Source organism: Bacillus seohaeanensis (assembly GCF_042684945.1).
GTDB lineage: Bacteria > Bacillota > Bacilli > Bacillales > Bacillaceae_B > Rossellomorea > Rossellomorea seohaeanensis.
Genome location: NZ_JBHUMF010000031.1, coordinates 611,735 through 637,903, shown reverse-complemented (window position 1 = coordinate 637,903; position 26,169 = coordinate 611,735). Strand labels below are relative to the sequence as shown.

The following is a 26,169-nucleotide window of genomic DNA, read 5'->3' as shown; positions in this document are numbered from 1 at the left end:
AAGCTCCCGAATATCTTGTTTATTAATTTTGAATTTCAGACTAAACACGATTTATATGATTGTCTTTAAATTCCGTTGGGTATTTTAATCCATATCCAATCATTCTATCCATTCCAATATGGGCTGACCATATCAAACCGACTGCTAAAGCTGCTTGATTCTCTAATAATAGCCCCCAGAAAATAACAATGATCACTATTGTATAGGTATGAAAAAAATTATAAAGCCTTGCACCAACCTTATTATTAATTGTATAACCAAGCATTGAAATATCTGGTACTAACAATAAGACAAAAAATAATAGCCAACTAAATTGACTGTATCCGTAAAAATAAAGGCTTAACACAAAGACCGCAAGACCTTCTATATGCAAAAGAATTTTATTCAATTAGATCCCCCCAAAATATTATTTAATCAATATATTGTATTCTTCGTTCCATTAAAATCTCCTGTTACACTAACCTGCACCGTTCGTCGAATATCTATAGTGTCTCACTTTCGTTTTAACGCAAAGATCTAAACATTCAGTTGATAAATCGGTATATCAAAATCAGCGGTATATTTAACAACCTTATTAACAGTGATATTGGAATGGTTACAATATTTATTGTAATAAAGTTAATTTAAATGTTATTTTGCTTGTTAAAACAAATGAATTGTTGTTATACCAATAAAATGTGGAGTACGAAATTATTTGCTAATTCATACTCCAATTACTTTGTTATTTAATGTTTTCTCTCCGTCAACCGCCCCCATTAAGGTTATTCTAGTTCGTTTTTTACTTTCAGGTGCATGTAGTAAGGAATTTCTAGTCAAAAATTTTTGTTTTTGGTACACTATTAAAAGAAATTCACCTGCAAGTCTTCTTTATATTGTGACTCAACCTCCCAATCTTTTTTTATCTCCGAAAAAGCAAATAAGTTAAAAAAATTCAAAAAAGGTGATTAAAACTAATGAAATTAATTATTGCGGAAAAACCGTCTGTAGCAAAGAATATTGCCGATGCGTTAAAAATCAGGGGCAAGAAAGACGGCTATTTTGAAGGAAATGGTTATATTATTACGTGGGCTTTTGGTCATTTATTGCAACTTTTTGATGCGAAGGATTATGACAGTAAAATGACCCGCTGGCACATGGATAACTTCCCCTTCATTCCGCCCTCTTTTAAATATAAAGTGAAAGGAAGTCCAAGAAATAGAGAAAAACCAGATCCAGGTGCAAAAAAACAATTAAATACCATTTATTTTTTAATGAAAAGACAAGATGTTGAATGCATTATCTCTGCCTGTGACTTTGACAGAGAAGGGCAATTAATCGGCGACAGTATTATTTACAAAATGAAACCGACAAAAAAAGTGTATCGATTATTAATAAATGAATGGACAGCGGATGAAGTGCTAAATGGGCTTCAAAACATGAAATCAAATGACGAAATGATACCATTACGTGATGCTGGGGTAAGTAGACAGTGGGCAGATTGGGTAATCGGAATTAATTTGACATCAGTAGCAACATTAAAATACCAAAAAGGTAGCGGAAAAGCATTGAATATCGGTAGAGTTCTGTTGCCTACATTAAAAATTATTTATGACCGTGATGAAGAAATAAAAAACTTTGTCCCGGAAGATTATTTTAAACTGACGGCTACATTTAAAACAAAAGATAATCAGCTGTATGAAGGTACTTATTCCGAAGATGAAAAGGAAAAATTCAAGGATAAAAAGAAGCTTGAAGAGATGAAAGAAGCAATAAAAAACTCCAATGGAACGGTTAGTGATAAACAAGTAGAAAGAAAAAAGGAATTTCCCCCTTTCTTATTTAATCTATCCAATCTACAAGGGCACATTACAAATAAATACAATGGTTGGACATCCGATAAGGTTCTAAAGGTGGCACAATCGTTGTATGAGAAAAAGTATATAACATATCCGCGAACAGCTAGTATCGCATTAGAGGAGAGCCTTGTCGGAAAAACAGCAAAAGTGTTAACGACACATTCAGAAGGTTTACCGTATAAAGATGAAATCAAATTTGTTAAGTCGAAAAGAGTGTTTAACAATAACAAAGTAGAAAGCCATAGCGCGATAACACCGACTTATATGATCCCAAAACGTTTGACAAAAGAGGAAGAAATCGTCTATCAAGCTATTAAAAACCGTTTTGTTATGCAGTTTATGCCCGTTGCACAGTACGAGGAAACAAAAATTACGACAAAAATAGATGATAATACGATTCCTGGACATTTTCAAACGAAAGGAAAAGTTCAACTTGTAGAAGGTTGGAAAAAGGTTGAGAAAATCCAGTCCAAAGATACGTTGCTTCCATTAGTAGAGCAACATGATTCGGTAACAACGGATTCGGTAGAGGTATCGTCCCATGTAACGAAGCCACCAAAACAGCATACAGAAAAGACATTATTACGAGTGATGGAAACATGCGGGAAAAGCTATAAGCAAGAGGACAGCGAAGAGATGCTCGGTAGTATTTTAAAAGGATTCAGCATTGGAACTGCAGCAACAAGGGCGGAGACGATTAAAAAGTTAAAAGATGTTGGGTATATTACGAATCAAAGCAAAAGTCTGCTTTGTACAGAATTAGGAAAAAAACTTGTTGAAACCTTCCCCGTTGAGGAGCTGTTGGATTTAGAATTCACAGGACGTTTAGAGAAAACGTTGGCTGATATTGAGAAACGCAAAGTGAAAAAAGAGGCATTTCTCTCTATGGTATTCGATTTCACCACTAAGTCTGTTGAAAAAATTAAGCAAGACAAGGAAATCATTTTACATCAAGTATCTTCTACTAAACCATCTCGTGAAGTACTAGGAAAATGTCCAATGTGTGGCCACTCCATCATTGAAGGAAAAAAAGGCTTTGGATGCAGTAACTGGAAAAATGGTTGTAAATTTGTCGTTTGGAAAAATGATAAATACCTCGCTGCAATGAAAAAAAGAGTTACGAAAACAATGGTGAAAAACTTATTGAAGAACGGAACAGTAAAAGTTAAAGGGTTAACAAGCAAAAAAGGAAATAAATTTGATGCTAACCTGCAGTATATAAAAAATCCAGATAATGAGTACTTCAGTTGGAAAATGGAGTTTGCTGATAAAAGAAAATAAGTTTTATTAGTTGCGAACGGATGAGTGGGAGTTACTCAAGTATATCTTGCTGACTTAGCAAAAAAGAGCACGGTTTTGTTTCGTGTTCTTTTTTGCATTCATTTTTTATAGAAATGGAGAACAATGACCGATTAAAAGAGTGGAGAATTTACGGAAAAATTTGAGGCAATTCATAACGTTAGTAGGTTAAAGCAGACATTTTGTAGAACCATAATTAATAGTAGAAAAAGTGGTTCATGGTCACTTTCCCTATGCTAAAATTATTATAGGGAGATGAAGGCAGATGAAGAATTTTATTACAATCATTTTGCAAATAGTAGGGGTCTGTTTGTTATATGAATTCGGTAAGGTACTTTCTAACTTTTTTAAGTTACCGATTCCCGGAAGTATTGTAGGGATGTTTGTGTTGCTTGGTCTATTATTTTCGGGAATAGTAAAGGAAAAATGGCTGTCTGGTGGGGTTGGTTTTTTACTGAAACATTTATCGTTTTTCTTTATTCCTCTTGGAGTAGGAGTAATAGCAATAGGTTCGCTTTTACATAGTGGATGGAAGTTAGTGCTTATTATGGCTGTAAGTATTATGGTTGGAGTTATTTTTACAGCACTTCCGACGGAGAAATTATTGAAACACAAGGAGAAAAGAGCAAAGCATGTCTCCAATCATTAGTTTTGTCAGTATTGCTATTACATTATTATTTTACTTCATCGCAAGAAAAATAAATGAGAAAAAACCAACACCATTAACTACTCCAATCTTTCTCGCAGTCGTATTTATTTGTCTATTTTTGCTGCTGTTTCGCATATCCTATAGTGATTATGAGAAAGCAACCGAAGTGTTTACTTATTTTCTCGGCCCTGCTACGGTAGCACTTGCTTTTCCTTTATATCATCAAAGAAAACTGATAAAAAAACATTTCGCTGCCTTACTACTTGGAATAGTATCTGGAAGTTTTGCATCCATTAGCGTCTCCTATTATTTAGCTATACTTTTCCATATTCCTGGGGCCGTTAATAAGTCCTTCTTATTAAAAACAATTACTACCCCTGTCGCAGTAGAAATCGGTCGGGTCATTGATGCCAATATAAAACTGATTGCTATCGTTGTTATCGTCACCGGCATAGTAGGGGCAATGTTTTTAGGCAGTATATTAAAGTATCTAAATATTACGCATCCAGTAACAAAGGGACTTACCTTTGGGGTTATGTCCCATGGAATAGGTACCGCTCAAGCAATTAAAGAAGGAGAAGAAGAAGGGGCTATCAGCGGTGTGGCGATGGCGTTGACTGCGGCTATTTTGTCTTTTTTAATCCCACTAGTCTATTTTGTGATAAAGTGAATCAAACCGTTCTGAGCGATGCTACCTATTAAGTGCAGGCTAGATATTTTGAAAAGGATGAAATGTTTTGTATAGTAATAGAAGGAAATGAATTTTTTATCTCACATTAATGGGCAGTAAAACCTCACTGATTGAATTTTTATTTTATTATGTAACAGGTACACACATTTTTTAGAGAAGAAGGAAGATAGTATGATAGTTAAAACAGATGAAGAACTACAAGCATTAAAAGAAATTGGTAAAGTCGTTGCGGGTATACGCGATGAATTAAAAGGGTTAACAAAACCAGGTATTACAACGAAAGAATTGGACGATATTGCCGGAAAACGTTTTGAAGAACATGGAGCCATTTCGGGACCAAAAGGTGAATACGATTTCCCAGGATACACTTGTATTAGCGTCAATGAGGAGGTCGCACATGGTATTCCTAGTGACCGAGTGATACAAGAAGGAGATTTAGTCAATATTGATGTCTCTGGATCAAAGAATGGTTACTATGCGGATACTGGTATTTCCTTTGTTGTAGGGAATGGGGATCCGAAACTAAATGAACTTTGTGAAGCTGTTCAAAAGGTTTTTGATGCCGGCTTGAAAAAAGCAAAGGCAGGATCGAAACAAAATGGAATCGGAAAAGCTGTCCATAATGAAGCAAAAAAACAAGGTTTCACCGTTATTATGAATTTAACTGGTCATGGTGTGGGTCGTGCACTTCACGAAAAACCAGACCACATTCTAAATTATTTTGATCCATGGGATAACGATTTATTAAAAGAAGGAGCAGTAATTGCCTATGAGCCGTTCGTATCAACAAGCGCACAGCAAGTTATTGAAAAAGGCGACGACTGGACTTATATTACACCAGATAATAGCTTTGTAGCCCAAATAGAACATACCATCGTTATCACCAAAAACGAACCAATCATTTTAACACTGTAAAGCAAGGAGGGACGGACCTTTAAAGGTCCGTCCCTTTGCTATTTACAGTGTTTTTTCTATTAATTAGATATTTCCATGTGAACACCTTAAAAAAATTTATGAGGAAATAGAAAACTCTCCCAATTACAATTGGTTTTGCATCTGAAATAAACTTGTCTTCTCTTTATTATTATTTTGTCACGCTCCTGATAACTTCGTATGATACCATCTGAATTGTTAGCAAAATAATAGAGCTAACCTGAAGGAGGAGTTTACATATGAAATTTAAAAAATCAATTATTTCTGCTGTTGCATTTGCAACGTTAGCAGTAAGTGCAGGTGCTAGTGCCTCTGCTCAAGAATATGAGGTAGAAAAAGGCGATACCCTTTGGGGAATTTCACAGGAGTTTGGGACAACAGTTGACGAATTAAAGACGTGGAATAATCTGTCGTCTCATCTAATCTATCCAGATCAAGAATTAACCGTCTCGTCTAAGGAATTTTATACAGTGAAAAAGGGTGATACGCTTTGGGAGGTTTCTTCTCGTTACGGCATAACGATAGATAGTTTAAAAGCATGGAACGCGTTGGATACTGACATTATTCAACCAGGTCAAGAACTTATAATTAACTTAGATGAAAAAACAAAACAAACCGAAACAGCTGAGGTTACAAAATCGAAAGTAGAACCGAAATCAGAGCCAGTACAAACAAAAGCAGCACCTGTTCAAGCAGAAGAAAAAATAACTTCTGAAGAGAAAACAGTTAAGGATACAGAGCAACAAGAAGAAGTAGAGAAAGAATTAACTGTCGAAGCAACAGCGTATACAGCAAGCTGTGAGGGATGTTCTGGTGTAACAGCAACAGGAATAAATTTAAAAGATAACCCAGATAAAAAAGTTATCTCCGTTGACCCAAATGTTATTCCATTAGGCTCAAAAGTACATGTAGAGGGGTACGGATATGCAACTGCTGCTGACACAGGCGGTGCCATTAAAGGAAACAAAATTGATGTTTTCATTCCATCAAAAGAGCAAGCAAATGATTGGGGAAGAAGATCGGTAAATGTGAAAGTTCTTCACTAATTTTTGGATGAAAATAAAAGCACTAGGAGTACTATTTGACTCCTAGTGCTTTTTTGTTGTTCATTAGAAGTTTCTAACTATTCGCATGTAGATAACTCAATCGTTAAAGGTGTTTTTTTGAACTACCCCCACTTAGCTAACGCTTGAAGTGGGGGATTCCTGCGAACACTAGTGTATCCACTAGTTTTTTAGCAGGCTACCCCCGCAGCTCCTGCGGTTATTACTCACTATCTTGTACGTTGAATTCTCCACACTCCCTACTTTTGCTTGGTTTTCGCTACTTCGGTGAGTGTGGGACGACGGAACGTTGAAGATTTTACGTTGCAGACGTTTTTCCTGCAACAATCCTATATCTTCAGTTATCTTCAGTTTTTAAAGAACAACCTGCACAAGAAAATTATAGAACGTATGTTTTTGTTGTTCAACAACTTTAGCTAACGTCAACTGACATTCATCCCCTCCCTACTCATTGGGCTACCGCCCTCCACATTCCTTGAGGAAGGGGTATTCGTCGGAAGATGATAAAGTTTGTTGTCTATTGGCCACTGGAGGGAAGTTGAGCCTCCCAGAAAAGCAGAAGCGGCTTGTCTAGCTCGTGCTGTGAAAATAGGGATTTCCCTCTAATGGAAAAAAGCAGACTTAAAGGGACGTTCCTATTTTCTTCGCGGGCTGACCAAGCCGTTTCTGCTTTTGTTTCTGAAAGAAATATAAAGGAAGTCTTTAGTTTTCCATAGAGAAAAGGGGGACTTTTCCAGTAAAACCATATAGTATAAAAAGATTATCGAGATATAATAAAATTATCCTAGATTTAACCCTGGTAATATTTCACTAAAGAAAATTCATATGACAATACAGAACCCACTAATCGCAATGGTTTGCTCCATTTTAGTAAGGGGAGAATAGGAAAAATAACCCGCATTACAAACGTGTCACTGTTTTGTAATGGTTTTAATAACGATTTGTTATCAAAGTGAGATAAGCCTATGTTACTATTTCTCCTAGTTGATTTTTTTACAAGGAGGACGACTACCATGAAAAAAGCATTATATTTCTTTTTCTCCTTTGCAATTCTTACTTCTGTAACGATCGAAAAAGCAAATGCTGAAGAAAATAATACTTCTGTATCTGAAAACGTAAATGAAATGAACGATTATCATAATATTGAAGAAGGTGACATGCTATGGGAGATAGCGAGTCGTCATCATGAATCTATTGACGGGGTGTCTACCCGCGAACAACTATTAAAAGAAGGAATTAAGCCTGGACAACAAGAGAAAGAAGAATCAAAAGAAGAATCAAAGGAAAATGATAAAGTCGTGAAGAAAGTGAATGTGAAAGCAACAGCATACACTGCCTATTGTGATGGTTGCATAGGTATTACAAAAACAGGTGTTGACCTTCGTGAAAATCCTGAAGCTAAAGTAATAGCTGTCGATCCTAGTGTTATTCCACTAGGCTCAAAAGTGTATGTCGAAGGATTTGGTTATGCCCGTGCAGAAGACACTGGGAGTGCGATTAACGGGAATAGAATTGATATTTTTATGCCGTCAGAAGAAGGGGCTCTTGAGTGGGGAGTACAAGACGTTACAGTAAAAATTCTTGAAGAATAAAATAGTGGCAAAAAGGACGGACAATTCTTGTCGGTCCTTTTTGGATTACTTACTTCTATACACTGCCGATTCTTAAAAAATTATCTATTATGCTTTACTTTATCCGCTTTTTGTCCAAATACTTTCATTTCTTTACGATCACTCATTTGATTTTCTGCTAACTCTTTTGCTGCTTCATGTTGTGATAAACGCTTTTTATCTTTCATCATTTTTTCCTCCTTGATAACGGTTACTCTTAGAATGCGCAGGAATAAAAACGGTATACGAGAAAAAATACTCTAATCTTCAAAACTCTTTTGGTTTTTACCGATTTTTTCAATAATAGTGTACTAAAATTTTTGAAAGTGAATCGGTCAAAGGATCCCAGTTTTTTAGGGAGCGCAGTTGAGAGCAGAACACTTTTGATACTTTCCCTAAAATAATTTCTAATCCCTAGCTACAAAATTACGCTTTTTCCTATACGACAATGATTTAATTATCACGATATTTTCTCTCAAAAATACGCTAATAACCTCTATTCCTTTTTCTATTATTAAAACTTCCAAATAGTATATGTTTTCATGTAAAGCGTAAATATTTACAAACTTTAGGAATGAAAACGCTAACTTCACAAATAATAAGTGAAAATAGAATATTAATGCTTGCAAATATAATATTTTTTCTGGTAGGGTTAAAAAGTTGGTTAATGAAAAGATATTTTGGGTATAGGTACATAGGACTATTTCTGAAACCTCTTTCCCTATGAATGCACAGGTTCCCGGCTGCATTAAAATGAGTGTTCAAAAAAGCAGATAAAAAGAATGAAAAGTTTAAGGAAGCAAAGACTAAGGGCAAAGAGAAACTTCTTACGAATTAGCGTCGTATACAAGAGAAGTGCTTTTTGGAGCGTTTCCTATTTAGTTGAAATAGTTGAGAGTTACGCTGGTGTAGAATCTTAATATTTCCTTTTTCCAGACTTTTTGAACAACCTCTAAAAAGAAAAAATATTTATATAGAAGGGAGAATTCTATGAAGAGAATTTCAAATGTATTTTGGATTACAGTAGCAATTGTATTAGCTGCTGTTGTGTATGGTGTAGCAGCACCAACAAGTTTTGAAGATGTAACAGCAAATATCCAAACGTTTATCACTTCAACTTTTGGTTGGTATTATTTAATTTTAGTAACAGTTATCGTCATTTTTTGTGTTTTCCTTATTTTCAGTCCGATGGGGACAATCCGGTTAGGAAAACCTGATGAGAAACCCGAGTATTCAAAAACTACTTGGTTTGCCATGTTATTTAGTGCAGGTATGGGAATAGGTTTAGTATTCTGGGGGGCAGCAGAACCGCTGTCACACTTTATGACTCCGCCTTTAGCTGAAGGTGGAACAAATGCTGCAAATAAAGAAGCAATGAGGTATACATTCTTCCACTGGGGTATACATGCATGGGCAATCTACGCGATAGTAGCACTTGCATTGGCGTACTTCCAATTCCGTAAAGGAGAACCTGGTTTAATTTCCGCCACATTAAAACCAATTTTCGGGAAAAAGATGGAAGGAATTTGGGGAACGATTATCGACGTTATTGCTGTTTTCGCAACAGTTGTCGGTGTTGCAACAACGCTTGGGTTTGGTGCAGCACAAATTAATGGAGGTTTAACGTACCTTTTTGGTATTCCTAAAAACTTCACTGTTCAATTCATTATTGTTGCGATTGTAACCGTATTATTTATGATTTCAGCTTGGTCTGGTTTAAGCAAGGGAATCAAGTATTTATCGAATACCAATATGGTGTTAGCAATCGCTATATTACTTCTTGTATTTTTTATTGGACCAACATTGTTAATTTTGAATATCTTCACTGATACAATCGGTAGTTATATCCAAAATATCGCGCAAATGAGTTTTCGTATTGCACCGTTAAATGAAGATCACCGTTCATGGATTAACGGCTGGACAATATTCTACTGGGCATGGTGGATTTCTTGGTCTCCATTCGTTGGTATCTTTATTGCTCGTGTATCACGAGGAAGAACGATTAGAGAATTCCTAATTGGTGTGCTTTTACTTCCTGCATTGGTGAGTTTCTTCTGGTTTGCTGTATTTGGTACTTCTGCAATTGAAGTCCAAAAATCAGGTATCGATTTATCACAACTTGCAACGGAAGAAGTACTATTTGCGGTATTTAACGACTTCCCATGGTCAGGTCTTCTAGCCATTATTGCCATTACACTGATTAGTACATTCTTTATCACATCAGCTGACTCTGCAACATTCGTTCTTGGAATGCAAACAACTTATGGCTCTTTAACACCTCCAAACTCTGTTAAATTGACTTGGGGTATTGCACAATCAGCAGTTGCGTTAATCCTTCTGTATAGTGGTGGGTTGCAAGCATTACAAAACGCACTGATCGTTGCAGCATTGCCATTCTCGATTATAATGGCGTTAATGATGTTATCACTGTATAAATCGCTTAATAAAGAAAAAAGAGAACTCGGTCTTTATATAAAACCGAAGCCTCGAAAAGAACCAAAGCCTCGAAAAGAACCAAAACGTGAAAAGTAAGCACCAAAAGCAAAGCGTCTAGAATTTCTAGGCGCTTTTTTCATTTATAGAAATAATGTTAACCATTACTTTTACCTTTACATACATTGTTATCGTAGAAATATTATTGGAGGTGACCTATCATGCCATACGGTTATGGATACGGCTATGGTTGTGGTTATGGAGGTGGATACGGCGGAGGTTTTGCGTTAATCGTCGTACTGTTTATTTTATTAATTATCGTTGGAGCAGCGTTTGTGTATTAATAAACAATTTTGTAAGGCCATCCAGATTTCATGGGTGGTCTTTTTCATATGAGGTTATTTCTAATAAGAGCTTTAGACTGTTAAGAGCCTCTTCTATTTCGAGAAATGGGCGTTGACGCTAATCAACTAACTTCTACTGTTGTTCTTTTGAATTGGTAAAAACAGTACTTCCTCTTGAAATTTCTACTAAAACATGAGTAGAATACTAAGTAGTTTGCTTTTTAACCTATTAATCTATTTTAAAATTGAAAAAGCGAAATGCTATATTTCCAATCAAAATAATGAAAAAGGACGACATGAATGAAGAATCAGGAGCACAAAAACAGAAAAAAATTAGCTTATAAAAAAAGAAATACCTCACCTATTAAAATTTTACTTATTCCAGTTGGAATTTTGCTTGTTTATTTTATCGTTTATGGTGGATTCATTGGCTATAACGAATTTTCCAAAGAAGGTATGGAAGAAATTCCATCCCAGTACATTCCCATTTACAAAGCGGCTGAAGAAAAATACGGAGTGCCATGGAATCTGCTTGCTGCTCATCATCGTGTAGAAACAAAATTTTCTACTATGGACCCGCTTGTTTCTCCCGTTGGCGCAGAAGGGCATATGCAGTTTATGCCGTGTACATTTGTTGGCTGGAGTCATCCTTCATGTGAAGGTTTGGGGGAAGGTGCGATACCGGAAAAAGAAAAAACAGACCCTTCAGTAATTGAAGAATATGGAGGATATGGAGTGGACGGGAATGGTGATGGCATTGCGGACCCATTTCAGCTTGAAGATGCGATTTTCAGTGCAGCTAACTATCTTTCGAATAATGGAGCAGCAGATGGAGAAGTGGAAAAGGCAGTATTCGCTTATAATCATAGTGATAAGTATGTTAAAGATGTGCTCTATTATGCCGATAAGTATAAAGAAGAACCTGAAAAACGTAAAACACCAATGTAAAATAAAAAGAGAGAATAATAGGGGGATATAATGTTTAAAAAGAAGAAAGAGTCTAAAGTAGAACGAATTAATTTTGTCGATTCTAAACAGTATGTTGAGTTGAATGTTAGCGGGGATATTAAACGTCAAATTGATATGATTGGATTATCTCGAGAAGATTTGGCAGTGCTTCATTCCATTCAACATCATGTTCAAACACATATTTCGGAAGTTGTCGATGCGTTTTATGAGCCTATTATACAAGAACCTACTCTAATCAACATAATAAAATCTAATAGTTCAATTGAACGTTTAAAAAAGACACTAACTATACATATCAGCGAAATGATGGATGGAAAAATAAACGATCAATTTATTGAAAAAAGAAACCGAATTGCATATGTCCATGTGAAAATCGGGCTTCCGACCAAATGGTATATCGCTTCTTTCCAACAAATGCAAATGTCTATTTTACAAATACTTCAAACTTATTATAAAGATTCAGAAGACTTTATGAAGATTGTCATGGCAGTCACCAAAATATTAAACTTAGAACAACAACTCGTTTTAGAGGCGTATGAACAAGAAATCGAAAAGGAAAGAGAAGAAGCAGCACAATTAAAAGAAAAGGTAGTACATAAGGTAAAAGATGCATCTAGTAATTTAGCGTCGATTTCAGAGGAATCAGACGCATCAATTGAGGAAATGACGAACAGAATGATTCAAGTTAGTCAATTAAGTCAAAAAGGAACGAAAACAATTGAAATTGTTAGCAATCTTTCTAGTGAAGGCAGTCAGAAAATGATTTCTCAAAAAGAACATATGGGAAAAATATTAGCGGACTTAAAAGAAATGCTTTCCGAAATTCATCTATTGCAGCAGATTTCTAATCAAATCAACGAGATTGTTACAATCGTTCAAACAATTGCGGAACAAACGAATCTTCTGTCCTTGAATGCAAGTATTGAAGCTGCGCGTGCAGGAGAGCATGGAAAAGGTTTCGCCATCGTTGCCGAGGAAGTAAGAAAGCTATCCGATGAGACGAAGAATTCTGTTAGTAATGTTTCGCAATTAATCGAAGGAACAAAGGATCAAGTAGATAAAATTTCTACTTACATTGAATCCGTTGAAAAACTTGCAGAAAATGGTATGACATCAACAAATGAAGCAAATGAAGTTTTCGAAGGAATTGTACAATCGATCTTACATTCAAAACAACAAAGTGAAAAAGTAGAAATTGAAATGAATGAAATCTCTGGTGTTATTAAAGAAATCTCTGCTGCTGTGTCACAACTAGCTGTGTCCGCAGATGATTTAAGCCATTTAACAAACGAAATATAAGAATTAAAAGACTATTCCCCGGTGGAGTAGTCTTTTAATTTAGGTGAAAAATACAATCAAAAATTTTTTCAGTGAGATTCACCCTCTTTTAGAAATTGATGAATACTAGCAAAGACTTCTTCGTGTATTTGTTCTTTCTCATTAAATAATGCATGCCTTCCGTTGCTAATATGAAATACTTGTAAAGAGCGAAACTTTTTTTGGACAAATGTAAGATTATATTCCCAATCTACCGTTTTATCTTTGTTTCCTTGAATGATACAAGTATCGGTGTTCGTCGGATTGTATGCATGAATTTCTTTGTTCCAATTTAACAGGGCGCCGACCCAATTTAGTGGGAGCACTTTTGGTTGTAAAGGATCTTTTTTTGTAAAAGCGAGATATTTTTGGTCAGAAGAGTTCTTCCGAAATTTTCTAGCGATATCATCAATAAACGGAAATGGCTTCGCAAGATAATAGCCTAATTTCGTCAAATACCAATAATTTGATCTTATAAGTGGTGCAACCAATACTAATTTTCGGAAATGATGGTCACGGTGTTTTAGTACATAATTAATTGCTATGGCTCCTCCTGTACTGTGGCCGATAACATAAAATGGATCAGACCTCTCGTTCCTTGCTCGTTGCATCAATTTTTCTAGCGTTAAAACATAATCGGAAAAGTCATCTACTGAAGCAGCTTTCCCACCGGAAAGTCCATGTCCCTGTAAATCATAACTAATCACACTATAGTTGTGTTTTGTTAAGTAGTGAATCATGTTTTGTAAACTGCCGACATGATCCAAATAACCATGCAATAAAAACACCGTTCCAATACTTTCTTTTGGCGAAAAAATTTGTACGATTATTTTGATGCCGTCGATGTCTACTTTTCCAAAATGAAAATCAATATCTTCTAGGGTAAAGCCATAGTAATCAAGGTATGCTTTAATGTCAGAGGTTTTTTCTACTGGTGTATGGAAACGCAATGGTTTTTCCCAGTGTGACAGACGCTCTAAAACGTCATGTATTTCTTTTATTTTGCTCATTGTGAAATCTCCTTATCCAATCCAATTACTTATATGTATTTTGTTCAAAAACGAGTATAATAAGCCGAAATAAAGTCCTTTTTACCGGAAAAGAGAAAATAGTAAAGGTGACATGTTTCTTCACAACTTTAGAAATTACTGCTATGATAAAATTTTGTGAATAATTCTCGCGGTTTCTTAAACTTGAAGAGTGGTTTTGTCCAAAAAATAAAAGCGGAAGAAAATAGTTATCGAGCATCAAAAAGATAAGGTGAGAAAATGGATATTATCGATGGAATAGATCAATGGAAAAAAGCGTTATGGTCAGAAATTAAAGAATTACAGAACAATGACAATAGAGGCGTAACGATTGAACATGCACGCTGTTTAAGAAAAGAAGAAAATATGTTTGTCTATTGGGTGACGACGAAGTATCCGTTAGCATTAATGGAAGGCGGTTCGGTGTCCATTCATAAAGGGAAAGAACAAATAGCTGGTATTGTGCTTAGTTCTGACCAAAGAGATTGTATTGTGAAACTGGATACCTTTTTAGGGAGTGAATTTTCAAAAGGGCTACTCGTCAATGAGCCGTGGGACCTTTTAGAACAGTTGTCTAAAAGACTAGAAGAATTGATAGAAGAAGAGAAGAAAGTTAACAGAATCAAACAGTTGGTAAAGCCATCCAATAAAATAAAGCACCCCGAGCATCTTGTGAAAAACTTACTGCATGAAGCGTATCTTCGAAGTAAATATAATGATACAACATTTATTTGGGGACCACCTGGCACTGGAAAGACCTATACATTAGCAAGAGTGACAGCGTATCATTACACAGAAGGGAAAAAAATATTGCTGCTTTCCCATAGCAATGCTGCGGTAGATGTATTAGTAGAAGAGATGCATCACTTTTTACAAGAAAACGGCAAGTGGAAAAAGGGGGAGGTCGTACGGTACGGGAACAGTGCGAAACCTTCGATGGCAGAAATTGCTGATATTAATGTTATGCAAATTATTCAGTCAGAAAATCCTGATGATGCAGAAAAAATGCAGAAGTTAGAAAAGTACAGAAGAATTTTAAAAAATAGATTGCAAAAAAACTTCTCCAATGAGGATTCAAGGCGCTTAACAAAGTCAGAGCTTCATTATCACAAAATGAAAGACAAGTTAAAAAGAGAAGAGTCTGCTGTTGTGAAAAATGCACGAGTAATAGCAACGACTTTATCAAAAGCGGCAATAGATGCTTCGATTTATGAAGAAGACTTTGATTTAGTTGTTATTGATGAAGCAAGCATGGCGTATGTTCCTCAAGTAGCATTTGCAGCATCACTTGCGAAAAGAGTTGTCGTTTGTGGTGATTTCAAACAACTTCCACCCATTAGTCTTTCTTATCATCATTTAGCAAAAAAATGGTTGAAGGAAGATATTTTTCATATTTCACAAGTTGTGTCAGCAGTTGAACAAAAACGATATCATCCACAATTAATGCTTCTGCCTGAACAAAGAAGAATGCACCCAGTTATTTCTGGCTTTACAAACAGGTTTATTTATCATAACTATGTTACGGATCATCCAGATGTATGGGGTCATCGAGAAAATATCAGCAATAATCCGCCGTTTCCAAACAAAGCAGCCGTACTTCTTAACATCCAATCAACAAAAAATTGGGGAGGACGTATTCATGGTTCTAAATGGAACCTGCTTTCAAGCCTATTAACTATTCAGCTGGCATTAGAAGCGGTAGCAGCTGGATCTACCTCTTTAGGTATTGTTACGCCATACCGGGAGCAGGCTTCCTGGATAACAGCACTAATCGAGGTGTTTTTCCATGAAAAAGAGATAGGGAAAAAAGTAGACATTTATGCATCAACTGTTCATCGCTTTCAAGGTTCGGAAAAAGATATTGTCCTTTTCGATCTAGTTGATGGAGCGTTTGCGGATAAACCTGGGACACTTTTTACGAAGAGGGAAAGCGATAGATTAATAAATGTTGCAGTGACAAGGGCACGAGGGAAATTCATTTGTGTTGGAGAGGAACGCTTTTTTCAAAAACGTCTATCTCCATCCAAACCAATTAATCACCTACTGCACTATTTAAAGGAAAACGGACATAATGAAACCGCAGGGAGCCACTTACCAGTATTGATAAATAAGCGATTACGATGGTATCGAGAAAATGACTATTCAAGATTAAGCAAAGACCTACATGCAAGTAAGGAAAAGATAGTAGTAGCTGTTAACAGCATAGAAGATATTCCAGATTCGATTATTGCTGTATTGGAAGAAGTGAAAAACAAGGTTAATATAATAATATTATGTAAACAAGTAAAGACGAGAGAATTTTTAGGAATAAAAGTCCAGTTAACATCTTCTAGTGTCCCTTTTATTGGACTTGATGAAAAAGTACTATGGTTTGGCTTCGGCGAGGCTGTGTTACAAGAAAAATTCCCTTTCTTAATTAGGCTATTTTCAAAAAAATTGTACAATCAATTTTATAAAATGATACTAGAAAAAGAAGCAAGTCGATAGTGATTTTTCTATTGACTTGTTTTTTAGTAATAAATAGTTTTTATTGATAACTGCCATTGTGAAGCTAGCAGTGAAACAAGCAACTTCAGCATAGTTCCTCCCGAACTAACCTTTAAGGAGTAAGTGTACTTCTCTAACTTTCCTGCCTTTTTACAGAAAGTAAAATTGATGTAGTCTGCTTCTAGATAATGAACCATGCCTTTTGTTTTATATCCATTAAGATATAATTCGATAGAGGACATAATTTAAGTGGCAAAATAAAAAAGGTAGGTAACAGGAAGGATTGCTCAAGAAGGACTGCTTACGTAAAAGAGAAGGCTATCTTAAGGGAAGCCTTCTATCTTTTTATTTATAACGATCCTCTTGACATTGCCCCTGTACTCTCATGACAGCTGGAGTTGTACAAGGTGACGTTTTTTTAGGAATGGATATTTCAATGGAATGATGAAGGAATTTAAAGGTAATTGGACGTTCGAGAAGGGAAAAAGGAAATTTAATTTTTCGCTTTCTCATTCTCTCCTCATCTTTCCCATTTAGTTCAATCGTCAGCTCGTTTTCTTCTCTTTTTAATATCATTTCTTCTGGTAAAAACAGTTCTGTATCAACCTCAACAATGAGTGATTCGGTTGTATCATATAAATCCATATGAAATTCTGATTCGTCCAAAATGGATATCGAAGGATCTAAAAGCCACTCTTTCATCCATTCCTCCCAACGTTCAAGCTGAAAGTCCTCGCTTGACTTTGACATGACGAGCCCCCACGCTTTCTTTTTCTCATTATATTCTTTCTATTTGTAAACGTGTGGGTACTCTAAAACCAAAGGTCCGTCCCTCACTGCTTTGCCGCTTTACAGTGAGGAGGGACGGACCTTTACGTGACGTATTCGTTACATGTCATGACCTTGATTATGTTTTTGGCGAGTGTGGTTTCGGTTTTTAACTTTGTGTGAACCGCTTAATGGTTCTGGTTGCCCTGATTGTTTTGGCGCATTTTTTCGCATATCTTTTCCGTTATTTTTATTTGTCAATTTCCATCCCTCCTTATCATTAGAATGTTTCGTTGTAGCCTGAATATACACAGGTATAAAATGAAAAACTTTTGCCTAAAATAAAAATGCACATTGTTCTGTTTGAAAAGGGATTGGGGAATGTAGACTAATTCCCATGTATCTCATCAATAATTTCCTAACAGTTTTATTTTAGAAGGAGAGATGACAAGTATGCCTTATCATAAAAATAAGCAACAAGCTTTTCAAGCTGCACAGCAAGGGTTTGAAGAGGTGAGAGATAGTTATAATGAACTTGTTCTTGATGGTGGAAGCTACGGGTCGCAGTTGGCTCATTTAAAAAATGAAGTAAATGAAGCGTATCAACAAATTGAAAATGCTTTAGAAGTGGCATCTGAACATCAACGACAGCAACTTGAACGATTCAGAGACGATTTATCTTCGATTGTTTCTGAAGTTAATCAACAACCATAGTTTTTATTCTAGGACTTTTAGAATAAGTACCTAGGTACTTTTACTTAAATAAATCTATTCATGAAACATAATGGAAACTCTGCCCGTATCTATTGAGCAGAGTTTCTTTTTTATTCTAGGAAACAGCACAGAAAAAGAACGATTATCGGGAAAGGATGCTTACATTGAAAAAAATATACGGGGGTTTATTTCTTGTTTTTCTACTTTTGTTAAGCGGCTGCGGGCAGGAAACAAAAACGGAGGAAACAGAAACTCAAAAAACAGCGCAAGACAAGGAAAAGGAATCTGCAGAAGCTTTTAGTGAAATTCCCATTGCACCTAGTAAAAAAGAAGATCTCCCAAAACAAAAGATAGGTCAACTGGTGGAGGAATATTTAAAAGATGCAGAACTAGCGGAGAAAGATACATATCAGACGAAACTAGAGGGGGATTTTACAAAAGAGCTTCAGTCTAACTTGACACAATACATAAAAAAGACAAAGCAGGACGATCCACAAGAAATATATAATTTTATTATTTCACAAGTAGGAAGCGGAAAATATTCAACAGTAATAGAAGAAGGAAGTAATTTTGAGCCAAACTTTGAAGAGCCAAATTTGCCAAGTGGTCCTAGTGGGGACTCTGCAAATAGTAACGGGGGACCAAGGGAACAAAATGCAGTCATTCTTATCGATGCTAGCGGAAGTATGAAGGCGAAAGTTCCAGGTGGTGTGAAAATGGAATTAGCAAAAGATGCGGTAAAGAAATTTGCAAGCCAATTAGGAGAGAAAGCAAAAACAGCACTAATCGTTTATGGACATATTGGAACTGGTAGCGACGTTGATAAAGTGAAGTCATGCCGTGAGATTGAAACAATGTATACACTAGGCGATTATAAAGAGGGTGATTTTCAACAAGCACTTCAGTCCTTTGAGGCAAGTGGATGGACACCTTTAGCTGCTGGAATAGACAAAGCGAACGAAATGTTAAAAAATTATTCAAGCGAAAATAATCAAAATACAGTTTATATCGTCAGTGATGGAATCGAAACCTGTGATGGCGATCCTGTTGCAGCCGCAAAAAGACTTTCTGATAGTAATATTAAAGCGGAGGTAAATATTATTGGGTTTGATGTAGATGACAAAGGGCAAAAACAATTGAAAGCAGTATCAGAAGCAGGAGAAGGCACCTATACGACAGTAAAAACCAAAGAAGAACTGTATAATACGATAGAAAAAGAGTGGAAACCAAGTTTAGGAACATTAGCATGGATTCATATGGAAGCACCAATTGGTTGGGATTTTATCAGAGAATATGACCGGTATGATGCTGAAATAGGAAATAAATTTAAAACAGCGGTCAAACGAGAGTCAAATCGTGTAAACACAGCTATTCGCTATCTGCGTCAAGAAGAACTAGTTAAAGATGAAATACTAACTGAATTGGAAAATATACAATCGGACGCTTACAGTATGAAAATGGATGCTACTTCCGAGCAACGACAAAAAGTCATCGATCATATAAAAATGCGTGGAGACGAAATCAAACAAGAAGTAGAAGAATGGAAAGCAAAATACGAATAGAGGAAAGGTCCGTCCCTCATTACGTTAAAGCAATGGGGGACGGACCTTTAATGAAGGTTATTGGTTTGTTTTTCGTTTTTTATTGTTTTGTTTTTGTGCTTCTGTTAACGGTTCATTCGAGAATTCTTCGTTATATCCTGCACCCTGTCCTTGTGCCTTCGCTGCATTCATCCCTAAACGAACATGATTTGCTTTACGCTTACCCATTCCTAACACCTCCGTATTACTAGAATCCCACATTAAAAACAGACTATTAATGGGAAAAAGTGATAAATACTATCTTGTAAATAGAAGAGATGTCGAAATAAAGAAACAGGGAGAAATTTTATTTTTTTGCTTTTTTACAATAATAAAGATATGTATATGACAGGATGCGACAATTAGGAAAACGTTGTTATAATAGGGTTTTGTTGTAAAGTTGAAGTTGTTCATTATTTTTCATAAGAAAAACTTATCAAAAACAATAACTTTATTGTTATTTACTTATGTAATCGCTTGTATTAAGATAAGAATGTGTGAAGAGTTAGTTTAACAGATAATTTAAACTTTTCGACAAAAAATAATATTTGCATTATCTCAAGTTAGAGGGGGAATCGAGATGGCAAAAAACGATGTTTTTAACGCGCGATCTTCTTTTGAATTGGAAGGAAAACGCTATAACTTTTATCGTTTAAAAGCTCTTGAAGAAGCAGGCGTAGCAAAGGTTTCACGCTTACCTTATTCCGTTAAGGTATTGCTTGAATCTGTACTTCGTCAATTTGATGGACGTGTAATTAACAAAGATCATGTTGAAAATTTAGCAAAATGGGGATCTAAGGAGGTTAAGGACGCAGAAGTTCCTTTCAAACCTTCACGTGTTATTTTACAAGACTTTACTGGTGTGCCAGCAGTAGTTGATTTGGCATCCCTTCGTAAAGCAATGGCTGATATGGGTGGAGACCCAGACAAAATCAACCCTGAAATTCCAGTTGATCTTGTAATCGACCACTCTGTACAAGTAGATAAATATGGAACAAATGATGCATTAAAAGCAAATATGGATCTTGAATTTGAACGTAATGCAGAACGTTATCAATTCCTTAGCTGGGCACAAAAAGCATTTGAAAACTATCGTGCTGTGCCACCTGCAACAGGTATTGTTCACCAAGTTAACTTAGAATATTTAGCAAATGTCGTTCATGCTGTGGAAAACGAAGACGGCGAATTTGAAACATATCCAGATACACTAGTAGGTACTGACTCTCATACTACAATGATTAACGGTATCGGAGTTTTAGGTTGGGGTGTAGGTGGAATTGAAGCAGAAGCAGGAATGCTTGGTCAGCCTTCATACTTCCCAATTCCAGAAGTAGTTGGTGTTAAGTTTACTGGAGAGCTTCCAAATGGAGCAACTGCTACTGACTTAGCATTAAAAGTTACACAAGTACTTCGTCAAAAAGGTGTAGTTGGAAAATTTGTTGAGTACTTTGGACCTGGAGTAGCAACACTTCCACTAGCAGACCGTGCAACAATCGCAAACATGGCACCGGAATATGGTGCGACATGTGGATTCTTCCCAGTTGACGCTGAATCTCTTGATTATATGCGTTTAACAGGTCGTTCTGAAGAACAAATCCGCGTTGTTGAAGAATACTTAACAGCAAATGATATGTTCTTTACACCTGAAAAAGAAGAGCCTGTTTATACAGATGTTGTAGAAATTGATCTTTCAGTAGTAGAACCAAATCTTTCTGGACCAAAACGTCCGCAAGATTTAATTCCACTTTCTAATATGAAAGAATCATTCCACAATGCCATCACAGCTAAAGAAGGCGTTCAAGGTTTTGGCCTTGATAAAACAGAAATCGATAAAACAGCTAAATATGTTACAGAAGATGGAAAAGAAGTAACAATGCCTACAGGTGCAATCGGTATTGCGGCGATTACATCTTGTACAAATACTTCTAACCCTTATGTAATGTTAGGAGCAGGTTTGGTTGCGAAGAAAGCGGTAGAATTAGGAATGGATGTTCCGGATTATGTAAAAACATCTTTAGCACCTGGTTCAAAAGTTGTTACAGGTTACCTAAAAGATTCTGGACTTCTTTCTTATCTTGAAAAAATTGGTTTCAACCTAGTTGGTTATGGTTGTACAACATGTATCGGTAACTCTGGTCCTCTTCGTCCAGAAATCGAAACGGCTGTATCGGAAGCAGATCTTCTATTAACTTCTGTCTTATCTGGTAACCGTAACTTTGAAGGACGTATCCATCCGTTAGTAAAAGCGAACTATCTTGCTTCACCTCCATTAGTTGTCGCATATGCATTAGCTGGTACGGTGGATATCGACTTACAAGTGGATCCAATCGGAAAAGATAAGGATGGAAAAGATGTATTCTTCAAGGACATTTGGCCTTCACAAGATGAAGTGAAAGATGCTGTGAAGAAAACAGTTACTCCTGAATTGTTCCGTAGAGAATATGAAAATGTATTTAGTGAAAACGAACGTTGGAATGAAATCAAAACAAGTAATGAACCACTTTACAGCTTTGATGATAAATCCACGTACATTCAAAATCCTCCATTCTTTGTTGGATTAGCACCAACTCCAGAGGATATTAAACCGCTTGACGGCTTACGTGTAGTTGGGAAGTTCGGCGATTCTGTAACAACAGACCATATTTCTCCTGCTGGTGCGATCGGTAAAGATACACCAGCTGGTAAATACTTGCGTGCTAACGGAGTAGAGCCTCGTGACTTTAACTCTTATGGTTCTCGTCGTGGTAACCATGAAGTAATGATGCGTGGTACATTTGCAAACATTCGTATCCGTAACCAAGTTGCTCCTGGTACAGAAGGTGGATTTACAACATTCTGGCCTGAAGACGATGTTATGGCAATGTACGATGCTTGTATGAAGTATCAAGAAGAAGGAACAGGCTTAGCTGTTCTTGCTGGTAAAGATTACGGTATGGGCTCTTCTCGTGACTGGGCTGCAAAAGGTACGAACCTACTTGGCATTAAAACAGTTATCGCGGAAAGTTATGAGCGTATTCACCGTTCTAACCTTGTTATGATGGGTGTACTTCCACTTCAATTCAAACAAGGCGAAAGCGCTGAAACACTAGGGCTATCCGGTAAAGAAAGCATTTCTGTAGAAATTAGTGAAGGCGTAAAACCACGTGACATCGTTAAAGTAACTGCAGTTGCTGAAGATGGTACGACTACAGAATTCGAAGCACTTGTTCGTTTCGACTCTGATGTAGAAGTAGATTATTATCGTCATGGCGGTATCCTACAAATGGTACTTCGCGACAAATTGAAAGCATAATAATAACTAATTGAAAACCCTCAGCTGATTACTATCAGCTGGGGGTTTTTTTGCATATGATAAAATGGATTCTCCGTTGGGATTATCTACGGTGAGCTCCAGCGATTAAAGTTTTTTAGCATACGGAGACATACTTTCCGGCTATTCTAAATATAGACAACCTCTCATATACATTTAAGAATAAGAAACAAAAAGGAGAGGCCTTGTTTTGAAAAAAATTTTTGGAGTTTTATTAATCGTTGGAATGATCGTTATTGTTTATGTAGAAAACAAATCTGACCCTACCTTAAATCCGCTAGCTCCTTTTCAACATAATGAACAAGCAGAAGCGGAATTTGACCAGCTTATTGATGTGGATGAAGGATACGTGAGCAGTGCTGCTGCGTCGAATGACTACCCTTTTATAGAAGAAGGCGACAAAGCACCTGACTTCACATTAAAAACATTATCAGGAGAAACCGTTACCTTATCACAATATGAAGGAAAAACCGTTATATTGAACTTCTGGGCGACTTGGTGTCCACCATGTAAAGAGGAACTACCTGCGATGCAAAAGTTTTACGATAAAAATCAAGGAAAGGTAGAAATACTAGCTATCAATATTGATCCTGAAAATAATGTAAAAAAATACAAACAAGAAATGGGATTAACATTCCCGATACTTTTAGACAGCAATGAAAAGGTAAACAACCAATATGGAATTATTGCAATCCCAACCACCATCGTTATTGATGAAAACGGAAAAATAACCAAAAAACACATCGGGGCCCTCACTGAAGAATCCTTTACCACACTAATAGACTGAGGGACGGACCTATAAAAAAGTGGGACCACACAAAATATTCCTAAATGTTATAAAAAGTCAGAAATTTGTCCATAATACATACCACAAGGCTATTACAGAAAGAGAGGAATGTATTATGCGCAGACCAAGAAAAAAGTCCTTTTCTGACTTAGTGAAGGAAAATAAACGCCAGTTAATGATGGATAAAGAGGCATTAGATGCTATTGAGGAAAGAATTGATGCACGATTAGAAATAAAACGAATTGACAAAGCCGAGTAGATTGCTACTCGGCTTTGGTCGTTCTCGTTAGAAAATGGGCGTCATTTTGCATGCAGGAGAGAGTTCCTCCAGGCACTTAGGAATGTACTAAATAAGAAAATGAATCCTAGTGTGCAAAAAAGCTAAAACAGATGTCAGTACTTATAGGATAACTTGTAATTTTTTCTTTTTATTTGCCAATTATTACGCCTTAAACTTCCCTCGATTTTGGAAATGATACTTAGTAGGGGAGGGATATCAATGGGTAATCCAAAAAGACATAGTAAACCTTATACACCTAACCACATTGGAACTCAGCCGCGTGCAGCTGGGGGAAATAAAGGAAAACAAATGCAAGACAAATCAGGTAAGCATGCACAAGTAATTCAAACAAAAGGTGAGTAAATCATTTACCTTTGTCTTTGGCATAGTAAAGAATGAAAAAGTATGGTTTTAACTTATATTTTGAAGGGGGTTTTTTACAATGGCAAAAAATAATACTCCAAATCCAGATGATCGTAGTGATAATGTAGAAAAGCTTCAGAGTATGGTTCACCATACAATAGAGAACATGGAGAGAGCGGAAGAGTCGATGGCGTATACGGATAGCGAAGAACAGCTTCAGTCTATTCAAGCGAAAAACGAACGCCGTCGAGAAAGTATCGATTCTTTCCGTAGTGAGATAAAAGACGAAGCACAACACAAGCAATAATTGGACGAAAGAAAAGGGCTGCCTATCTCAGGCAGTCCTTTTTAAGATGACTTCTACGAGCGTATGAAAAGTACTTTTTATCTTAATATGTTAAAATGAATTAATATACATAATCTAACAAAGGGTGAGTATCGTGCACATAGCTGAAAAAACAATTGAAGTACGTTATGCGGAAACGGATCAAATGGGTGTAGTATACCATGCAAATTACTTAGTTTGGCTAGAGTTAGGAAGAACAAAGTTACTGGAGGATTTAGGATTTCGATATGCCGAAATGGAAGCGGATGGGATTATTTCTCCTGTAATTGATTTAAACATAAGCTATAAAAGCCCAGTAAGATACGGAGAAAAAGCAATGGTAAAAACATGGATTGAGTTATACGATGGATTGCGTGTCACGTATGGTTACGAAATTTATAATGAAAATGGAGATTTATCTGTCACAGCCAATTCGCAGCATGTTTGTGTAAAGAAAGGAAGCTTTCGACCTATTTCGCTTCGAAGAACATTTCCTGATTGGCATCATGCATATGAACAGGCGAAAAAGTGATAATTACGCCACGTAAGGAATCGATTTATGCCTAGATGAAAGGAAAGACTAATAATAATGGCTTTTGGTATAAAAAAAACAGAATTACTACAGTGGAAAAAGAACATAGAAGAAGGAAATATTTCGTTTTTAACGCATTATTGGTTAGATGATCGATTTCCGGGCTGTACGACGGTTACTAAAGTAGGTTGCAACAATATAGACAAGCTATCCTTATGGGGACAAAAATACGGTTTGAAAAAAGAATGGATTCATCATCGGAAAGGTTATCCGCATTTTGACTTATTAGGTGACACACAAAAAGAGATACTAAGTAAAGAAGGACTTTCCGCTCAACTTGAACGTTTTAAAAGGGAGTAAAAGAAAAATTTTTTATAATAGGCAAAAGCAGGTCTCAAAAGGAGGCCTGCTTTTACTCTACACATTACTTTTTATACTCATATTTTGGTTCGTCTAATGTTTCATCAAATTCTACGTGCAAATCATGGCCATCAAAAAACCAGAGGTCTTTTTCCTCAACAAAGTAGGTGATGCCATCGACTTCTACTTCTTCTCCTACAGTAATAGGTTCTTCTTTAGTGACCCCTAAAGAAAAGCTATCGTGAAGAGGACTAGAGCCTCCATAGCGAACGTAAAACTTAATATAATCTCCTTTTTCAACGTCCATTTCCTCTTTAAACCATTGTTTTGCACGATCAGATAGGTGTATTTTCATGGTTCGTCTCCTTTCCACACTGTGGCGGACAGTTTTTTCTTGAATAGGGTGTCCTAGGCAAGCATTGATTCATTTTCTTATTATACACACATAATATCCTTATCATCTAATATTCAGCTTTTGATTGAATGAAAGA

The 26,169-nt window shown here is 36.3% G+C and carries 27 protein-coding genes and 1 pseudogene; 21 read left to right on the top strand and 7 right to left on the bottom strand.

Going from position 1 to position 26,169, the window contains the following annotated elements:
- Window positions 1-40 precede the first annotated feature (40 nt).
- Window positions 41-388, bottom strand: a complete 348-nt coding sequence (locus ACFSUL_RS16470) for a DUF4260 domain-containing protein (RefSeq protein ID WP_377937018.1) — start codon at window positions 386-388, stop codon at window positions 41-43.
- A 565-nt stretch (window positions 389-953) separates the two neighbouring features.
- On the opposite strand from ACFSUL_RS16470, the gene ACFSUL_RS16465 reads away from it, so the two are divergent.
- The 6 genes from ACFSUL_RS16465 to ACFSUL_RS16440 all read left to right on the top strand — a co-directional run bounded on the left by ACFSUL_RS16465 (window position 954) and on the right by ACFSUL_RS16440 (window position 8,063).
- Window positions 954-3,116 carry a type IA DNA topoisomerase gene (locus ACFSUL_RS16465; RefSeq protein ID WP_377937017.1) on the top strand — a complete coding sequence of 721 codons (2,163 nt, stop codon included), beginning with the start codon at window positions 954-956 and terminating at the stop codon, window positions 3,114-3,116.
- 283 nt (window positions 3,117-3,399) lie between these two features.
- Window positions 3,400-3,783, top strand: coding sequence for a CidA/LrgA family protein (locus ACFSUL_RS16460; protein ID WP_377937016.1), 384 nt, complete (start codon window positions 3,400-3,402; stop codon window positions 3,781-3,783).
- The gene (locus ACFSUL_RS16455; protein WP_377937015.1) at window positions 3,767-4,453 is read left to right on the top strand and encodes an LrgB family protein; all 687 of its coding nucleotides are present in this window, start codon (window positions 3,767-3,769) and stop codon (window positions 4,451-4,453) included. The genes ACFSUL_RS16460 and ACFSUL_RS16455 overlap by 17 nt, the downstream gene beginning before the upstream one ends.
- A gap of 192 nt (window positions 4,454-4,645) precedes the next feature.
- Complete coding sequence (gene map / locus ACFSUL_RS16450) at window positions 4,646-5,389, top strand: type I methionyl aminopeptidase (protein ID WP_377937014.1); 744 nt, start codon at window positions 4,646-4,648, stop codon at window positions 5,387-5,389.
- Between the two features lie 257 nt (window positions 5,390-5,646).
- On the top strand, window positions 5,647-6,453 hold the full coding sequence (locus tag ACFSUL_RS16445) for a 3D domain-containing protein (RefSeq protein ID WP_377937013.1): 807 nt from the start codon (window positions 5,647-5,649) through the stop codon (window positions 6,451-6,453).
- Between the two features lie 1,031 nt (window positions 6,454-7,484).
- Window positions 7,485-8,063, top strand: a complete 579-nt coding sequence (locus ACFSUL_RS16440; RefSeq protein ID WP_377937012.1) for a 3D domain-containing protein — start codon at window positions 7,485-7,487, stop codon at window positions 8,061-8,063.
- A gap of 80 nt (window positions 8,064-8,143) precedes the next feature.
- Here ACFSUL_RS16440 and ACFSUL_RS16435 read toward each other — a convergent pair whose 3' ends face one another.
- A complete protein-coding gene (locus ACFSUL_RS16435; protein ID WP_377937011.1) occupies window positions 8,144-8,272 on the bottom strand; it encodes a hypothetical protein in 129 nt (42 codons plus the stop codon).
- 799 nt (window positions 8,273-9,071) lie between these two features.
- Here ACFSUL_RS16435 and ACFSUL_RS16430 point away from each other — a divergent pair.
- The 5 genes and pseudogenes from ACFSUL_RS16430 to ACFSUL_RS16410 all read left to right on the top strand — a co-directional run bounded on the left by ACFSUL_RS16430 (window position 9,072) and on the right by ACFSUL_RS16410 (window position 13,126).
- Window positions 9,072-10,613, top strand: coding sequence for a glycine betaine uptake BCCT transporter (locus ACFSUL_RS16430; RefSeq protein ID WP_377937010.1), 1,542 nt, complete (start codon window positions 9,072-9,074; stop codon window positions 10,611-10,613).
- Between the two features lie 122 nt (window positions 10,614-10,735).
- Window positions 10,736-10,858: a YjcZ family sporulation protein gene (locus tag ACFSUL_RS16425; protein ID WP_377937009.1), complete on the top strand. Its 123-nt coding sequence runs from the start codon at window positions 10,736-10,738 to the stop codon at window positions 10,856-10,858.
- A 300-nt stretch (window positions 10,859-11,158) separates the two neighbouring features.
- The gene (locus ACFSUL_RS16420) at window positions 11,159-11,806 is read left to right on the top strand and encodes a lytic transglycosylase domain-containing protein (RefSeq protein WP_377937008.1); all 648 of its coding nucleotides are present in this window, start codon (window positions 11,159-11,161) and stop codon (window positions 11,804-11,806) included.
- A gap of 30 nt (window positions 11,807-11,836) precedes the next feature.
- A pseudogene (locus ACFSUL_RS16415) lies at window positions 11,837-12,367 on the top strand (protoglobin domain-containing protein); the annotation flags it as partial.
- Between the two features lie 123 nt (window positions 12,368-12,490).
- Window positions 12,491-13,126: a methyl-accepting chemotaxis protein gene (locus tag ACFSUL_RS16410; protein WP_377937738.1), complete on the top strand. Its 636-nt coding sequence runs from the start codon at window positions 12,491-12,493 to the stop codon at window positions 13,124-13,126.
- Between the two features lie 68 nt (window positions 13,127-13,194).
- Here the strand turns inward: ACFSUL_RS16410 and ACFSUL_RS16405 are convergent, their stop codons facing one another.
- Window positions 13,195-14,154, bottom strand: a complete 960-nt coding sequence (locus tag ACFSUL_RS16405; RefSeq protein ID WP_377937007.1) for an alpha/beta hydrolase — start codon at window positions 14,152-14,154, stop codon at window positions 13,195-13,197.
- 258 nt (window positions 14,155-14,412) lie between these two features.
- Here ACFSUL_RS16405 and ACFSUL_RS16400 point away from each other — a divergent pair, with 258 nt between their 5' ends.
- Complete coding sequence (locus ACFSUL_RS16400; RefSeq protein WP_377937006.1) at window positions 14,413-16,659, top strand: AAA domain-containing protein; 2,247 nt, start codon at window positions 14,413-14,415, stop codon at window positions 16,657-16,659.
- Window positions 16,660-17,004: 345 nt separating this feature from the next.
- Here the strand turns inward: ACFSUL_RS16400 and ACFSUL_RS16395 are convergent, their stop codons facing one another.
- The gene (locus tag ACFSUL_RS16395) at window positions 17,005-17,409 is read right to left on the bottom strand and encodes an Hsp20/alpha crystallin family protein (protein ID WP_377937005.1); all 405 of its coding nucleotides are present in this window, start codon (window positions 17,407-17,409) and stop codon (window positions 17,005-17,007) included.
- 138 nt (window positions 17,410-17,547) lie between these two features.
- Window positions 17,548-17,688: a small acid-soluble spore protein P gene (locus ACFSUL_RS16390; RefSeq protein ID WP_071412398.1), complete on the bottom strand. Its 141-nt coding sequence runs from the start codon at window positions 17,686-17,688 to the stop codon at window positions 17,548-17,550.
- Window positions 17,689-17,880: 192 nt separating this feature from the next.
- Between ACFSUL_RS16390 and ACFSUL_RS16385 the strand changes: the two genes are divergently transcribed.
- Window positions 17,881-18,141, top strand: a complete 261-nt coding sequence (locus ACFSUL_RS16385; protein ID WP_377937004.1) for a hypothetical protein — start codon at window positions 17,881-17,883, stop codon at window positions 18,139-18,141.
- Between the two features lie 164 nt (window positions 18,142-18,305).
- Window positions 18,306-19,703 (top strand): vWA domain-containing protein, encoded by a 1,398-nt coding sequence (locus ACFSUL_RS16380; protein ID WP_377937003.1) that lies wholly within the window; start codon window positions 18,306-18,308, stop codon window positions 19,701-19,703.
- Between the two features lie 57 nt (window positions 19,704-19,760).
- Here ACFSUL_RS16380 and sspO read toward each other — a convergent pair whose 3' ends face one another.
- On the bottom strand, window positions 19,761-19,910 hold the full coding sequence (gene sspO / locus ACFSUL_RS16375; protein ID WP_071412396.1) for a small acid-soluble spore protein O: 150 nt from the start codon (window positions 19,908-19,910) through the stop codon (window positions 19,761-19,763).
- 391 nt (window positions 19,911-20,301) lie between these two features.
- On the opposite strand from sspO, the gene acnA reads away from it, so the two are divergent.
- The 7 genes from acnA to ACFSUL_RS16340 all read left to right on the top strand — a co-directional run bounded on the left by acnA (window position 20,302) and on the right by ACFSUL_RS16340 (window position 25,678).
- Window positions 20,302-23,013 carry an aconitate hydratase AcnA gene (acnA, locus tag ACFSUL_RS16370; protein WP_377937002.1) on the top strand — a complete coding sequence of 904 codons (2,712 nt, stop codon included), beginning with the start codon at window positions 20,302-20,304 and terminating at the stop codon, window positions 23,011-23,013.
- A gap of 208 nt (window positions 23,014-23,221) precedes the next feature.
- Window positions 23,222-23,818 (top strand): peroxiredoxin family protein, encoded by a 597-nt coding sequence (locus tag ACFSUL_RS16365; RefSeq protein WP_377937001.1) that lies wholly within the window; start codon window positions 23,222-23,224, stop codon window positions 23,816-23,818.
- Window positions 23,819-23,933: 115 nt separating this feature from the next.
- Window positions 23,934-24,077: an FbpB family small basic protein gene (locus ACFSUL_RS16360; protein WP_084778361.1), complete on the top strand. Its 144-nt coding sequence runs from the start codon at window positions 23,934-23,936 to the stop codon at window positions 24,075-24,077.
- Between the two features lie 240 nt (window positions 24,078-24,317).
- Entirely contained in the window at window positions 24,318-24,461 is a 144-nt protein-coding gene (locus tag ACFSUL_RS16355) for an acid-soluble spore protein N (RefSeq protein WP_071412393.1), read from the top strand.
- A 79-nt stretch (window positions 24,462-24,540) separates the two neighbouring features.
- Window positions 24,541-24,768, top strand: coding sequence for a small acid-soluble spore protein Tlp (tlp, locus tag ACFSUL_RS16350; RefSeq protein WP_071412392.1), 228 nt, complete (start codon window positions 24,541-24,543; stop codon window positions 24,766-24,768).
- A gap of 133 nt (window positions 24,769-24,901) precedes the next feature.
- A complete protein-coding gene (locus tag ACFSUL_RS16345) occupies window positions 24,902-25,318 on the top strand; it encodes an acyl-CoA thioesterase (protein WP_377937000.1) in 417 nt (138 codons plus the stop codon).
- A gap of 57 nt (window positions 25,319-25,375) precedes the next feature.
- Window positions 25,376-25,678, top strand: a complete 303-nt coding sequence (locus ACFSUL_RS16340; RefSeq protein ID WP_071412390.1) for a hypothetical protein — start codon at window positions 25,376-25,378, stop codon at window positions 25,676-25,678.
- Window positions 25,679-25,742: 64 nt separating this feature from the next.
- Here the strand turns inward: ACFSUL_RS16340 and ACFSUL_RS16335 are convergent, their stop codons facing one another.
- Window positions 25,743-26,033, bottom strand: coding sequence for a HesB/YadR/YfhF family protein (locus ACFSUL_RS16335; RefSeq protein ID WP_377936999.1), 291 nt, complete (start codon window positions 26,031-26,033; stop codon window positions 25,743-25,745).
- Between the last annotated feature and the right edge of the window lie 136 nt (window positions 26,034-26,169).